The 13460-nt window shown below is 65.1% G+C and carries 14 protein-coding genes and 1 riboswitch; of the genes, 3 read left to right on the forward strand and 11 right to left on the reverse strand.

Annotation, left to right across the window (positions count from 1 at the left end; all coding sequences use genetic code 11):
* Positions 1-115: 115 nt before the first annotated feature.
* The 3 genes from JJB74_RS03100 to ribD all read right to left on the reverse strand — a co-directional run bounded on the left by JJB74_RS03100 (position 116) and on the right by ribD (position 2888).
* Positions 116-1036, reverse strand: a complete 921-nt coding sequence (locus tag JJB74_RS03100; protein ID WP_200590334.1) for a hypothetical protein — start codon at positions 1034-1036, stop codon at positions 116-118.
* Positions 1037-1143: 107 nt separating this feature from the next.
* The gene (locus tag JJB74_RS03105) at positions 1144-1764 is read right to left on the reverse strand and encodes a riboflavin synthase (protein ID WP_200590335.1); all 621 of its coding nucleotides are present in this window, start codon (positions 1762-1764) and stop codon (positions 1144-1146) included.
* Between the two features lie 20 nt (positions 1765-1784).
* Positions 1785-2888: a bifunctional diaminohydroxyphosphoribosylaminopyrimidine deaminase/5-amino-6-(5-phosphoribosylamino)uracil reductase RibD gene (gene ribD / locus JJB74_RS03110; protein WP_325170091.1), complete on the reverse strand. Its 1104-nt coding sequence runs from the start codon at positions 2886-2888 to the stop codon at positions 1785-1787.
* A 193-nt stretch (positions 2889-3081) separates the two neighbouring features.
* On the opposite strand from ribD, the gene JJB74_RS03115 reads away from it, so the two are divergent.
* Positions 3082-4827: a chloride channel protein gene (locus tag JJB74_RS03115; RefSeq protein ID WP_200590336.1), complete on the forward strand. Its 1746-nt coding sequence runs from the start codon at positions 3082-3084 to the stop codon at positions 4825-4827.
* Between the two features lie 150 nt (positions 4828-4977).
* Here the strand turns inward: JJB74_RS03115 and JJB74_RS03120 are convergent, their stop codons facing one another.
* From JJB74_RS03120 to glyA, 8 genes are all read right to left on the reverse strand, one after another.
* Positions 4978-5526 (reverse strand): GspH/FimT family pseudopilin, encoded by a 549-nt coding sequence (locus JJB74_RS03120; protein ID WP_200590752.1) that lies wholly within the window; start codon positions 5524-5526, stop codon positions 4978-4980.
* Positions 5517-5948, reverse strand: a complete 432-nt coding sequence (locus JJB74_RS03125; protein WP_200590337.1) for a type IV pilin protein — start codon at positions 5946-5948, stop codon at positions 5517-5519. Before JJB74_RS03125 ends, JJB74_RS03120 begins: the two co-directional genes overlap by 10 nt.
* Positions 5932-7839, reverse strand: a complete 1908-nt coding sequence (locus JJB74_RS03130) for a pilus assembly protein (RefSeq protein ID WP_200590338.1) — start codon at positions 7837-7839, stop codon at positions 5932-5934. The genes JJB74_RS03125 and JJB74_RS03130 overlap by 17 nt, the downstream gene beginning before the upstream one ends.
* A gap of 2 nt (positions 7840-7841) precedes the next feature.
* The gene (locus JJB74_RS03135) at positions 7842-8426 is read right to left on the reverse strand and encodes a PilX N-terminal domain-containing pilus assembly protein (protein WP_200590339.1); all 585 of its coding nucleotides are present in this window, start codon (positions 8424-8426) and stop codon (positions 7842-7844) included.
* Positions 8427-8518: 92 nt separating this feature from the next.
* On the reverse strand, positions 8519-9382 hold the full coding sequence (locus JJB74_RS03140) for a PilW family protein (RefSeq protein WP_325170079.1): 864 nt from the start codon (positions 9380-9382) through the stop codon (positions 8519-8521).
* Positions 9379-9888, reverse strand: coding sequence for a type IV pilus modification protein PilV (gene pilV / locus JJB74_RS03145; RefSeq protein WP_200590341.1), 510 nt, complete (start codon positions 9886-9888; stop codon positions 9379-9381). The genes JJB74_RS03140 and pilV overlap by 4 nt, the downstream gene beginning before the upstream one ends.
* A gap of 88 nt (positions 9889-9976) precedes the next feature.
* The gene (nrdR, locus tag JJB74_RS03150; RefSeq protein ID WP_200590342.1) at positions 9977-10447 is read right to left on the reverse strand and encodes a transcriptional regulator NrdR; all 471 of its coding nucleotides are present in this window, start codon (positions 10445-10447) and stop codon (positions 9977-9979) included.
* 110 nt (positions 10448-10557) lie between these two features.
* On the reverse strand, positions 10558-11805 hold the full coding sequence (gene glyA, locus JJB74_RS03155) for a serine hydroxymethyltransferase (RefSeq protein ID WP_200590343.1): 1248 nt from the start codon (positions 11803-11805) through the stop codon (positions 10558-10560).
* 160 nt (positions 11806-11965) lie between these two features.
* Positions 11966-12070: riboswitch (ZMP/ZTP riboswitch) on the reverse strand.
* Between the two features lie 129 nt (positions 12071-12199).
* Between glyA and JJB74_RS03160 the strand changes: the two genes are divergently transcribed.
* Positions 12200-12949 carry an SDR family NAD(P)-dependent oxidoreductase gene (locus JJB74_RS03160; RefSeq protein ID WP_200590344.1) on the forward strand — a complete coding sequence of 250 codons (750 nt, stop codon included), beginning with the start codon at positions 12200-12202 and terminating at the stop codon, positions 12947-12949.
* Positions 12950-13008: 59 nt separating this feature from the next.
* Complete coding sequence (gene ybgC / locus JJB74_RS03165; RefSeq protein ID WP_200590345.1) at positions 13009-13437, forward strand: tol-pal system-associated acyl-CoA thioesterase; 429 nt, start codon at positions 13009-13011, stop codon at positions 13435-13437.
* Positions 13438-13460: the final 23 nt, after the last annotated feature.

The raw sequence follows: 13460 nt of genomic DNA on the forward strand, positions 1-13460 counted from the left end.
ACCGTCACTGGCGATTGCCCCCTTGTTGCAGGCGATTCGAGGCAATCGCCATGTTCGCATTGCCGGCACTTGCGAAAACCGGCTATGTCGGCGCGGCCAGCACGATCAGCACAACTTATTCATACCGTTGTTCAGACGGCAGGGCATCGTAAGTCCGCTGCAGCAATTCCTTGATTTGCCCTTGTGCCATCGCAATGTCCATTAAACCGGGGATGGCCCCCAGTTCGAGCATGAGTTTGGTGATCGCCATGGATCCGGCGCGAATGGGGACGTGCAATTCAGTACGCTGCAAAATCGCGTTTCCCAGGCGCTGACTCTGCAGGGATTTCGGATGCGCCTTGATCCAGGCTTCTGCAAGCTTGGGCGAATCAATACGACAGGCCAGTACCAGCAACTCTGTTCCGGTATTCGCGGTCACCAATTGATTCATTTCCAGTACAGACTTTGACATCGCCTTTTCGAGCTCTGCTTCGTTCTTCGAGTCGAATACCTTGGGCAGTTGAGCCAGGGTATTGTCATCAAGTCCGGCCCAGCTTGAAGTCTTGAATCCAGCTTTCGACAGGGCTTTTGCCGTTTTCTTGCTGCCGGCAAGAATCGCCAGGTCCAGTTCCGATTCACCGGTGAGGCAAGCCAGTAGCTGATCGCTTTCCCGAATGTCGTCGCCGCTCTCTTTTACCGCCTTTTCATAAGCCTTTCGATCGCCGTTGCGGGCCGCCTCGAGGCGCTTTTCCTGCCATGCATCGACTTCGTCTTCGCCGTCCTTGTTTTCAAACTGCTTAGCTCGCGAGGCGGTGGCAGATGAGGCCGTATAACGCGGATTGGTTGTCGTCGTTGGCGCCGAATTCAAGGTCGCGCCAGGCTGAGCAGTCGCAGACTGCATGAAGCCGCCACCGACTGTGCCGCCCTGCTTACCCACCACGGGAGTGGCACTGCTGGTGGACGACTCGCTTCCGGAAGCCTTTTTTCCTGCGTCGGTCGCAAGCGTGATCGAGGACCTAACTTGCGTTGCCTGATTGTTCGCGCCTTGCATTGCCATTGCACAACCTCCCTGGTAACTGGAGTGCGACCCAATGTCACAACCCGCAGAGCGGCTGTGTAACAATCTCCCCGCATACGTTCAGGCCATTTCGCCATGCCCGATTTTCAAGAGGAAGCGGGCTTGCCAAGCATGCGCTCGACATACCGCGCAATCAGGTCGATCTCAAGATTCACCCTGCTGCCCGCCTTCAGATGCTTCAGCGTCGTCACCTCGACCGTATGCGGTATCAGGTTGATGGAAAACTCGCAGCCGGCTTCGGTGTCGCTGACCCGGTTCACCGTCAGCGACACGCCGTTGACGACGATCGAGCCCTTGTAGGCCAGATACTTGCCCAGCTCGCGCGGCGCAACGATCACCAATTCGCGCGACTCGCCGACCGGCTCAAAACTCTGCACCTGTCCCAGGCCATCGACATGGCCCGAGACCAGGTGGCCGCCGAGGCGGTCAGCCAGGGTCAGCGCTTTCTCGAGGTTGACTTCGCCCAGCGCGTCCAGCCCCGCAGTGCGGTTCAGGCTTTCGCGCGAGACATCGACATCGAAGCTCGCGTCGGTCTTGGCGATGACGGTCATGCAGGCGCCATTGATGGCGATCGAGTCGCCGAGCGCGACATCTTCCAGCGGCAGGCCGCCGGCATCGATGGACAGGCGCACGCCGGCTTCCGGCTCGCTGCCCAGGGGATGAATTGAAGTGATGCTGCCGACGGCAGCGACGATTCCGGTAAACATGGATGGTGCTCGGTGTGAGGTCAGTGGGAAGGAAAACGGGCAAGGATACGCAAATCGGCGCCGATCTGCCGGAGCTCGTGAAAAGCCAGGCGGCGCTGGCCGGACAAGTCTTCCAGCGCGGGCAAATCGAACATGCGCTGCGCATCGCCCAAGAGCGTCGGCGCGTAGTACAGCAGCAGCTCGTCGACGCAGCCGTCGCGCAGCAGCGAGCCATTGAGCTTGAACCCGGCTTCCACATGCAGCTCGTTGATGCCGCGCCGGCCCAGTTCGCGCAGCAGCTCGGGCAGATCGACCTTGCCACGCGCATTCGGCAGCAGCAGCACTTCGGCGCCGCGCTCGCGCAAGAGCGCTTCCTTGTCCGCGTCGGGCTGCGCGGCCACGACCCAGGTGCCGCCGCCGGACAGCACTTTCGCGTCCGGGGAAATCTGCAGCCGGCTGTCGATGACGATGCGGCGCGGCTGGCGCGGTGTGTCGACGGCGCGCACGGTCAATTGCGGATCGTCTTCCTGCACGGTGCCGATGCCGGTCAGGATGGCGCAGGCGCGGGCGCGCCACCAATGGCCGTCGTCGCGCGCGGCCTGTGAGGTGATCCACTGGCTGCGACCATTGTGCAGGGCCGTGCCGCCATCCAGGCTGGCGGCGGATTTCATGCGCACCCAGGGGCGGCCGCGTTCCATGCGCGAGAAAAAGCCGATGTTCATTTCGCGCGCTTCATGCTCCAACACACCGTAATCGACGGCGATGCCGGCCGCGCGCAACTTGTCCATGCCGCGACCGGCAACCAGCGGATTCGGGTCGGACACCGCCACCACTACCCGCGCCAGGCCAGCCTCGATCAAGGCATCGGCACAAGGCGGCGTGCGGCCATGATGGCTGCATGGCTCCAGCGTCACATAGGCGGTGGCGCCGCGCACATCGTTGCCGCGCGCCGCGGCGTCGCGTAGCGCCTGGACTTCCGCATGCGGCTGTCCGGCCGGCAGCGTATGCCCGGCGCCGATCAGCGCGCCGTCGCGCAGAATGACGCAGCCCACCCTGGGGTTCGGCGTCGTGATGAACATGCCCCTTGCGGCCCATTCCAGCGCCAGGCGCATGGCTTCCAGATCCTTGTCGCTATCCCTGTCGATTCCCACGGCGGTGTCGTCCTGTTGAAAGTCGCTATTGTAGTTGCGACGCTCGGCCGAGCCGCCCTGCCTCGTCACACCGCATCGCTGCGCCAGCAAATTTATATTCCCGCAATTATAATTAACAGTTATTCGATCAACGAACGCAACTACATCGCACCATGCCGCACGCGCGGTGCGCTTCGAGGAGCAGCGCATGCAATACCATCAACGCGACTTCAACACCGACCGGCGCTCTCTGCTGCTTTGTGCGATTGCTGCGATCATCGGCGTTCTCAGCACCATCGCCGCCTGGGTGCTGCTGAACCTGATCCATTTCTTCACCAATCTCTTCTTCTTCCAGACGCTGTCCTTCCAGTTCCATTCGCCGGCCGGGCATCACCTCGGCGCTTGGGTGATCGCGGTGCCGATCATCGGCAGCCTCATCGTCGGCCTGATGGCGCGCTATGGTTCGGACAAGATACGCGGTCATGGGATTCCCGAAGCGATCGAGGCGATCCTGTTCGGCAAGAGCAAGATGTCGCCGCGCGTGGCGATCCTCAAACCGCTGGCCTCGGGCATCGTGATCGGCAGCGGCGGACCATTCGGCGCGGAAGGCCCGATCATCATGACCGGCGGTGCGATCGGCTCGCTCATCGCCCAACACTTCCCGGTCAGCGCGGCCGAGCGCAAGACATTGCTGGTCGCGGGCGCCACCGCCGGCATGACGGCGGTGTTCGGCACGCCGGTGGCCGCGGTATTGCTGGCGGTGGAGCTGCTGCTGTTCGAATGGCGGCCGCGCAGCCTGTTGCCGGTGATCGTGGCTTGCGCCGTGGCCGGATTCGGCCGGCCGCTGCTGCTGGAACCCGGCCCGCTGTTCCCCTTGCACACCGCGCCGGCCGGATTGCCGGCGCTGGGCGTGTGCCTGGTGGCCGGCCTGTTGTGCGGTACGCTGTCGGCGCTGATGTCCAAGGCGCTCTACAAGGTAGAAGACCTGTTCGCGCATCTGCCGGTGCACTGGATGTGGTGGCCGGCGATCGGCGCGGTGGCGGTCGGCATCGGCGGCTATCTGCAGCCGCGCGCGCTTGGCGTCGGCTACGACGTCATCGACGATTTGCTGAACCATCGCATCCTGCCGGCGGCCGCGCTGGCGCTCTTGGCGGTGAAGGCGGTGATCTGGGTGATTTCGCTCGGCTCGGGCACTTCGGGCGGCGTGCTCGCGCCGCTGCTGATGCTGGGCGCAGGCCTCGGGACCGCGGTCGCCATCCTGTTCCCGGGCAGCGATCCCACGCTGTGGCCGCTGGTGTGCATGGCGGCGGTGCTGGCCGGCGTGCTCGGCGCGCCGCTGACCGCCGCAGTGTTCGCGCTTGGCCTGACGGGCAACTTCAATGCCTTCCTGCCGCTGCTGCTGGCGACCGGCGTGTCCTACGGACTGACGGTGATCATCATGCCGCGTTCGATCATGACCGAGAAGATCGCGCGGCGCGGGCTGCATATCTATCGCGAATACGGTGTCGATCCGCAGGAACGCGCCTTCGTCGAGGAAGTGATGAGCGCCAAGGCAGTGGCGGTGCCGGCGACGATGGCGCTGGCCGAGGTCGAGTCGCGCTTCTTCGGGTCCACGCAAACGCATCGTGCATATCCGGTAATCGACGCCGATGGCAGGGTACTTGGCATGCTCGATCGGGCCCTGCTGCAGCAGGGCGAAGTGCGCGCCGATGCCGTGGCCGCATCGCTCTTCCTGGAAGAGGCCGAGGTGGCGCTGCCGACCGAGACTTGCCAGGTCGTGGCCCGGCGCATGGCGTCGCTGCACCTGGAGCGGCTGCCGGTGGTGCGCGACCGGCAAGGCAGGCAGCTGGTGGGCATCATCAGCCGCAGCGATCTGGTAAAGCCGGCGCGCAACAGCTTCCTCGAGGAGCATGTGCGCGAGCGCATGATGGGACGGACGAAGAAGACGGCTTGATGGCCTGCAAGGTACTCATCGGTTGCGCGATCCAGGCCTGGTGATGTGTAGGCCCTTGAGGGAACAGGAAGCGCCGGCCTGACCAGGGTCGGTGCGAGCGGGACGGCCTACCGCTGGCCGCAGCGCGGTGGCCACTGGACAGCTTCCGCCTCAGCAATTCGCCTTGTCCCCGTCCGGATTGCAGCTGCGTGCACGGCCGTAGAAATTCAGGATCAGCTTGCGCCGCACGTCGCCGCAGGCAAAGGTCCACAAACCGAATTGCGCCCCGCCGGCATAACTGCTGCTGCGGCCTGCCGGACTGTAGCCGAGATAGGCAGCGCTCATGTCGGCCAGACTGGCGCTGACTGACATGTCCCCGGGCAGCGCGCCATGCTGCCGGATGATTTCCTCGCCCGGGTCGGCGCGGCCGTTGCGGTTGCTGTCGACCAGCACCATCCAGCCGGCGCGCCAGCCGCCGTCGGCGGCCACGACATCCACCCGCACGCCGCGCCGCAAGGCCTCGGAGCGCGCAACCAGCAGCGCGGCATGGAAATCGTTGACCGCCGCCGACAATCGATGCTGGCGCAGCAGGCGCAGAAAACCCGGCGTGCCGGCCGCCAGCAGGACGCTAGCGATGACGAAGATGCACAGCAATTCCACCAGCGTGTAGCCGCGCCGCCGGGCAGGATGACGACAGGCATCGAAACGTGTCACCAGCATCGCCCGCCCTCCCCTTGCGCACCCTGTCGGCCACGGCTGTCCAGCATCAGCATGCCGCACTCCGAGTCGCGGAATGCGCTAGCACCGGGCTCGGCGCGCAGTTGCACGCAGTCTTCCAGCGGCGCATCGCTGCAGGCCACTGCGGACAGCAAATAAGCGCTGGCCGCGGGTGTCGGCCCGGAATGCCAGGGAAAGCCCGCTGGCGCGGCGACGTCGTATGCGCGATAGCGGCCGTAGCGGGAAAAATAGTGCTCCTGCGCCTGCATTGCCCGCGCCAGGGCAGATCGGCCTTCCGCGCGGCGCTGGGTGCGCACCAGGTCCTGCCAGGAACGCGCGCCCATCCACGCGAGCAAGGCGGCCAGCGCAAGCACGGCGGCCAGCTCAGCGAGGCTGAAACCGCGACGATCAGCGCCGGGCCGCATCGCGCAATGCCTCGACATCCACGACTTCACGCCACCCCAGCCTGCCGGTCCGGCCGGGCGCGCTGCTTGCCGTATCCTGCGTCGGCATGGCCGACGGCCTGCCCGCGCCCACCAGACGACGCCGGCTGACGACACGGCGCTGCCCGCGGCCATCCGCGGGCGCGACTTCATCACGCTGCCGCACCATCGGCGCGCGCCCGATCGCCTCGGCCGGCAGCAATGGCGGCGCGCTGATGCCCGGCGCCGGTTTTCCGGACAATGCGTCGAGCCAGTACAGCCGGAGATCAGCCGAACAGGGCGCGCCGCGCGGAATCATGCTCGCGGCTACCAGCGCGCTTCCTTCCAGCGCGATGCCCCAGGCGCTTCTCTCCCCGGCCTCAGGAAAATCGAGATACCAGCCGTCGTTTGCCGTCACGCTGGCGATGCGATAGCTGCCATCGATGGCCAGCAGCCGCTCGGCCAGCTGCGCGCGGGTGGCGCCCTCCGTTGTCATGCCATGGTCGCGCACGCCGTACAGGGTTTGCCGGGAACGGTCGGCGCCATCGCCGGCGAACAGCAGGCTGCCGGTGCCGAACAGCAGCAGCACGCCATCGCTCGCCTGGGCAATGCGCGGCGCGACTGTGATCGGCTGGGGCTGGCCGCCGGCGTCCGCAGCGATGAACACCGGTCTGCGCGGCGCGGTTTCCGAGGTGTCGGCCAGATCAAAGCGCCACAGATTGCCGCGCATATCGCCGGCATAGGCATAGCGCACATCGCCGGCGTCATCGACGGTCAGCGACGCCGGCCCCAGACCGTTGGCCACGGCATCGTCCGCCGGCGCAAACCATTTGAAGTAATTGGCGTTGCGCCTCCAGGGATCGGCCGGATCCTTGTCCAGCGACAGCAGGAAGAGCGCGATGCGGCCACGTCCACCGGTGTTGTAACCGCCACCGACGACGAGGTAATCCGCCGCCGGCGCTGCGCCTATGCGCGCCCGTACGATTTGCGGCGCACCGTAGACATGGCCGATGTCGGCATCGTCCTGCTCAGTGAACTCGAACATGACGCCGCCCTTATCGCCGAAATGCACGGGATCGCTGACGTCGAGCGCATAGACACCCTTGGCCGCGCCGCCCATCCCGACGGCCAGCACCGTGATGCGCTTGCCGCGCGCCTTCGCTTCGCCAACGGCAATCGCACCTTCGACATACGGCGCATTCCGATACGACGGCGTGGTCAGCCGACTCCACCAGGGGGCGATCGCGCGCGGCAGGTAGGCGAACAGTTCGGCGCCGCTGGCGGAATCAAAGGCATGCAGCATGCCGTCGTTCGCGGCGAGGTAGATGGCGGCATGCGCACCGCGCCCTGCAACGCGCGGCACGCCGGCAAGCGTGGCGCCGAGAAGACCGAGGCGGTCGCGCATGCCGCCCTGGCGAGGGCTTTCAGCCTCGCGCATGCCGCGCAGGTAAGCCAGTCGCAGCGCGCCGAGACCGTCTTGCTCGCCGCTGGCGGTGATATCCAGAAGCGCGCGCTCGGTTTCGCCAAGCGCTTCCCAGAGGAACGGGATCGTGCGCATGCCAGCGTCATCGCGCCGCGTGGTGTAGATTCGCCGGGCAGCGGATGGCGTCGCATCGAGTAGCGCACTGGCATCCCATTGCGGCTGGTCGGCGGCGCCGAGTCGGCCGGCGCTGTCAATACTCACCTCGTAACGCTTCAGGCTGCCAGTGACGCCATCCGGCAGCGAGGACGCGCGGTACAGGCCGGCGCCGTCGGCATCGAGCGCAGCGGCAACGCAGGCGGAGGAATAAACCAGTTGCGCCGCGTTGGCCAGCTCGCGCGGCGGCATTGCGCCTGCCTGGCCACTCGCAATCAGCAGACAAGCCGCTGCAACGGAAAGGCGAAGTCTGCGCATCGTTAGCCGCTCCTGGCGCGGCGATACCAGGCCTGCAGCAACACGCGGGTGGACTCGCGCCTGCCAAAGCCGATTGCGCTGATGCGGAAAATTCGACGCCGGTCGGACGGCTCGGCGCTGGCGCCGGCTTCGCGCAGCGGAAAATCTTCAATGATGTAACGCGGCAGCCGCGCCGGCAGCATGCCGCCGGCGACTGGCATGCGGCTGCCGGTCAGGTGACCGTAGGGCACGCTGCTGGCCCCGGTTGCCGACGCCTCGATAAGATCCGCGCCCAGCCAGGCCGACGGGCCGGCGCACAGGCCGAGGCGCGGATTGTTCAACCCGGCGCCGCAGTCGGCATCAAAGCGCAGCGCGCCATCGGCAAACATCAGACCACGCTCGTCTGTCGCTTCTTCGATATCGCGCTGCGCATCTTCCAGCGCTGCCTCGGCAGCCAGAAAAGCGATGCGCCGGTCGTGATCGTTGCGCGACCAGAGCTCGGCTTCGATCGCCACGCGCGCCGCCGACAGTCCGAGCAAGGCCACCACCACGAGCAACACCAGGCAAGCCAGCAGCGCCAGGCCGGCTTGCGGTGGCGGAGGCGTCATCGGGAGTGATGGACGTGATGAACGCGAAGAGTGCAATGCGTGCAATGCGTGCAATGCCTGCAATGGCATCATGGCCTGTGCCGGCACGGGCATCATGGCGCGGCACTGCCATTACGCAGCGGGATCGTCGCGGTGAAGATGCGTCGCGCCAGTCCGCGCGCGGCTTCGGGCAGCATCGCTTCATCCACCATCGCGCCCGCATCCTCCGGGTGGCGCCGCGCATACTCCGCGCCGAAAAGAGCGAGGCGACGCATGCCCGGCCTGGCACGCTCGGCGCCATGCACCAGCAGCCCGATCCGGATCGCCGCCACCGTGCGCCACAGCGCGCCGCCAGGCGCCGCGGCATCGACGGCGGTGGCCGTCATGTAGCGATGCGGCAGACCGTCGCCTTCGGTATCGATGCCATACAGCACCTGGAAGCTTTCCACGCCGCGGGCGATCGCATCCGACTTCCAGCCCGAAGCACCCCGGTATTTGCAGCGCAGTTCGGGTTCGCCGCGCGCATCCTCGGCGACATGGAAGATGCTCCAGCCTCGGTCCGGACCTGCGGGCACCGCCGCGCCCGCGCAATTGAGAATCCCGCCGTCATCCGCGCCATCGAAATGCAGCGCCAGCACATCGCTGCCGTTGACGGCCTTCTGCCATGGCCCGGCGATGCCCTCGGTGCTTGTCTTCAACCCGCGCGCATCGAGGCCCTGCACTGCGGGCGGCGCAGCGGCGTAAGCAGGCATCGCGCTTGGGTCCAGATAGCCAGCCTGCCGCACCGCGCGTGAGATGGCATCGATGGCGAATCGGCCGGTTTCGTTCAGCCGGGCGCGGTCTTCATTGAGCAGATAGCTCGTGCGCGTGGCGAGAAGCACGGCGCAGGCGGCCAGAATCAATAGCAAGCCGACCGCCATGGCCACCATCAGCTCGGACAGGCTCAAGCCCTGTTGCCGACACCTGCGCCGCGTCACCGCCCGCTCTCCGGCAAGGGTAGCGCCAGCCGCGGCGCAGACGCGTTGTCGACGTCGTCGCGCCATCCCAGCTTGACCCATACCGGTCCGGCATCGGCGCAGTCCCAGCGCAGCGCGGCAGTCGCCGCATCCCAGGGCGCGCCGTCAGCGCAGACGCGCAGCCGCGCCCCCGGCAGCCGGCTGCGCACCGCCGTCAGCCATTCGCGCAGGTCGACTGCCGCCAGCTGCGCGGCGCTGCAGGCGAGGCGCTCGCAATCCATGATGTCGGGAAGCGGGGAATCGCTGTCCAGGAGCAGCGTTTCCCTGTCGGGCAAGCCGCGCAGGCGTTCCGCGATGTCGGTTGCCAGCGCCAGCGCTTCGCCCTGCAGCGCCGCACGCTGGATGGCGGAGAAGGCATGCCATTGCAACTCGGATACGCCTAGCGCGGCGATGGAAAAGATGCACAGCGCCACCAGGACTTCGAGCAGCGTATAGCCGTCGCAACGATGAAAGCGGGGAATTCCCATGCCTGACACTCCTGTGTGCGCAGCAATGCGCCTGTCACGAGAGCACCTGCGGCCGGGGAAGTGGCACGCGCAGGGGGAAAACGGAGGTTTATCTGCCGGACTTCTTGCGGTCGATGTCGATTTCCGCGATCACATTCTGGAACTCGGCAACGTCCTTGAAACTGCGATAGACCGAAGCGAAACGGATGTAGGCAATCTTGTCCAGGCGCTGCAGCTCGTGCATGACCAGCTCGCCGATCTGACCGGACGGCACTTCGCGCTGACCGGAAGCGCGCAGCTTTTCCTCGATGCGCTGGATCGCGCTGTCGACATCGCCGGCCGGGACCGGTCGCTTGCGCAGCGCAAGCATCATGCTGGAACGGATTTTTTCGGGATCGAATTCAGTGCGGCTGCCGTTTTTCTTGACCACCGCCGGCATTGCCAGCTCGACGCGCTCATAAGTGGTGAAGCGCTTCTCGCATTGGTTGCACCGCCGCCGGCGCCGGATGCTGTCGCCCTCCTCGGACACCCGGGTGTCGAGGACTTGCGTGTCTTCATGCTGGCAGAACGGGCATTTCATGAAGGTTCACCCCGGGCGGCAGCGATTCTGGAATGGCGTGGAGTATAAATGTTGCCAGTTTGTCTGTGCAACAGGAAACATCGCCCCCGGGTGTGCCAGGGGCGATGCGATCAGGAAGCGTAGACCGGGAAGGCGTCGGTCAGCTTCTTTACTTCGGCGCGCACGCGATCGATGGTGGCGGCGTCGTGCGGATTGTCGAGCACGTCGGCGATCAGGTTGCCGACCTTTACCGACTCGGCTTCGCCAAAGCCGCGGGTCGTCATCGCCGGGCTGCCGAGACGGATGCCGGAGGTCACGAACGGCTTTTCCGGATCATTCGGAATCGCGTTCTTGTTGCAGGTGATGTGGGCCGAACCGAGGATAGCTTCAGCTTCCTTGCCGGTGATCTTCTTGGCGCGCAGATCGACCAGCATCACATGCGACTCGGTGCGTCCGGAAACGATGCGCAGGCCGCGTGCGATCAGCGTCTCGGCCAGCGCCTTGGCATTCTTCACCACCTGCTGCTGGTAGGCCTTGAATTCCGGCGACATCGCTTCCTTGAAGGCCACCGCCTTGCCGGCGATGACATGCATCAGCGGGCCGCCCTGGATGCCGGGGAAGATCGCGGAATTGATCGCCTTCTCATGCTCGGCCTTCATCAGGATCACGCCACCGCGCGGGCCGCGCAGCGATTTGTGGGTGGTGGAGGTGACGAAGTCGGCGTGCGGCACCGGGTTCGGATAGACGCCGGCCGCGATCAGGCCGGCATAGTGCGCCATGTCGACCATGAAATAGGCGCCGACTTCTTTGGCGATCTTCGAAAAACGCTCGAAATCGATGCGCAGCGCATAAGCAGAAGCGCCAGCGATGATCAGCTTCGGCTTCTTCTCGCGCGCCAGGGCTTCCATCGCCTCGTAGTCGATCTCTTCCTTGTCGTTCAGGCCGTAGGACACGACGTTGAACCACTTGCCGGACATGTTCAGCGCCATGCCGTGCGTCAGGTGACCGCCTTCGGCCAGCGACATGCCCATGATGGTGTCGCCGGGCTTGAGCATGGCGAAGAATACGCCCTGGTTCGCCTGAGAACCGGAGTTCGGCTGCACGTTGGCGGCTTCAGCGCCGAACAATTCCTTCAGGCGGTTGATCGCCAGGGTTTCGGCGATGTCGACGAATTCGCAGCCGCCGTAGTAGCGCTTGCCCGGATAGCCTTCGGCGTACTTGTTGGTCAGCTGGCTGCCCTGTGCTTCCATGACCGCCGGCGACGTGTAGTTTTCCGAGGCGATCAGTTCGATATGGTCCTGCTGGCGGCGGTTTTCCTGCTGGATGGCCGACCAGAGTTCGGGGTCGACATGGGCGATGGTATGGTCTTTGGCAAACATGGATGCTCCAAACGGATGAATGTGGACAGCTTCGGATGCGATCGGCTGAAGGCCAGCGAGTGGAATGTGACAGGCAGCCCAACCGACACGGAACAGGATGTTGAAACGGTTGCGAGCTATCGTGCGGCCTGCATCGCGCTTTTCAACACCTGCTGACCATCTTGGCTGCCCAGGCGCACGGCGGTGTGAAATCTCACGCTTCCCGGTGGGTGCCCACCTTGTGCCGGGAGAGGATCCCGGTTTTTCGCCAGTCACGTGAGACGAAATGGTGGCCGCATTGTAGTGGATGCCCGCTTTTTGGGCAATACAACAAACCGCGGGCGCGATGGCACGCCGAACACCGGCCAATTGTCCCTTGGGATACAATTTTGTTTTTGCTCGAATGGAACAGGCCATGATCGTTCTCATCACCGGCGCCACCGCCGGCTTCGGCGCGGCGATGGCGCGCAAGTTTGTCGGCGCGGGTCATCGGGTGATCGCCACGGGGAGGCGCCGCGAGCGGCTCGACGCGCTCGCCGCCGAACTCGGCGCGGCGCTGCTGCCGGTGGAAATGGATGTAACGAGCCGGGAATCGATTGCCGCCGGCATCCAGGGGCTTCCGGCTGACTGGCAGGACATCGATGTGCTGATCAACAACGCCGGCCTCGCGCTCGGTGTCGAGCCGGCCGACCGCGCGCTGCTGGAAGACTGGGAAACCATGATCGACACCAACTGCAAGGGTCTGGTGACGATGACGCGGCAGCTGCTGCCCGGCATGCTGGCGCGCCGCAATGGCCTGATCATCAACATCGGTTCGGTTGCCGGTTCCTATCCCTACCCGGGCGGCAATGTCTACGGCGCCACCAAGGCATTCGTCGACCAGTTCACGCTGAACCTGCGCGCTGATCTGGTCGGCACCGGCGTGCGCGCCACCAATATCGCGCCCGGCCTGGTCGGCGGCACCGAATTCTCGAATGTGCGCCTGCATGGCGACGATGCCAAAGCGGCAAAGGTCTACGAAGGCACGACGCCGCTGACCCCGGAAGACATCGCCGATACCGCGTTCTGGATCGCCACGCTGCCGCCGCATGTCAACATCAACGTCATCGAAATGATGCCCGTGGCGCAAGGTTTTTCAGCATTTACCATCAAACGCGAGCAGTAGTAGAATGTGCCCCGCCGCGACGCGGCCTTGTTAAAAGGAAAGTTCTGAAAGATCGTCCCATGTCGTCAGCAGCCGAGTTCAACTGGACGATCCGCGTCTACTACGAAGACACCGACACCGGCGGCATCGTGTTCTATGCCAATTACCTGAAGTTCTTTGAACGTGCGCGCACCGAATGGCTGCGTGCTTGCGGTGTTGGTCAGCAGGCTCTTGCGCAAACCCATGGCAAGATGTTCGTCGTCATGAGCACTGCGGTGGACTATCATGCGCCGGCGCGGCTCGACGATACGTTAAAGCTGACCGTCGAGGTGGAGCGCCTCGGGCGCGCTTCGGTGCAATTCTTTCAACAAGCGTGGCGCATAAGCGACGCCGAACCACAATTGCTCTGCACCGGCCGGATCCGCGTCGGCTGTGTCGATACCCAAACGCTGCGTCCCGGCGCCATCCCGACCGAGGTTTTCGCCAGGATCCAGCTGAACCCAGCATGAACCTTCGCCTGATCACGCGGCGC

The sequence above is a fragment of the Noviherbaspirillum pedocola genome (genome assembly GCF_016632335.1).
In the GTDB taxonomy this organism is placed as follows: domain Bacteria; phylum Pseudomonadota; class Gammaproteobacteria; order Burkholderiales; family Burkholderiaceae_D; genus Noviherbaspirillum_A; species Noviherbaspirillum_A pedocola.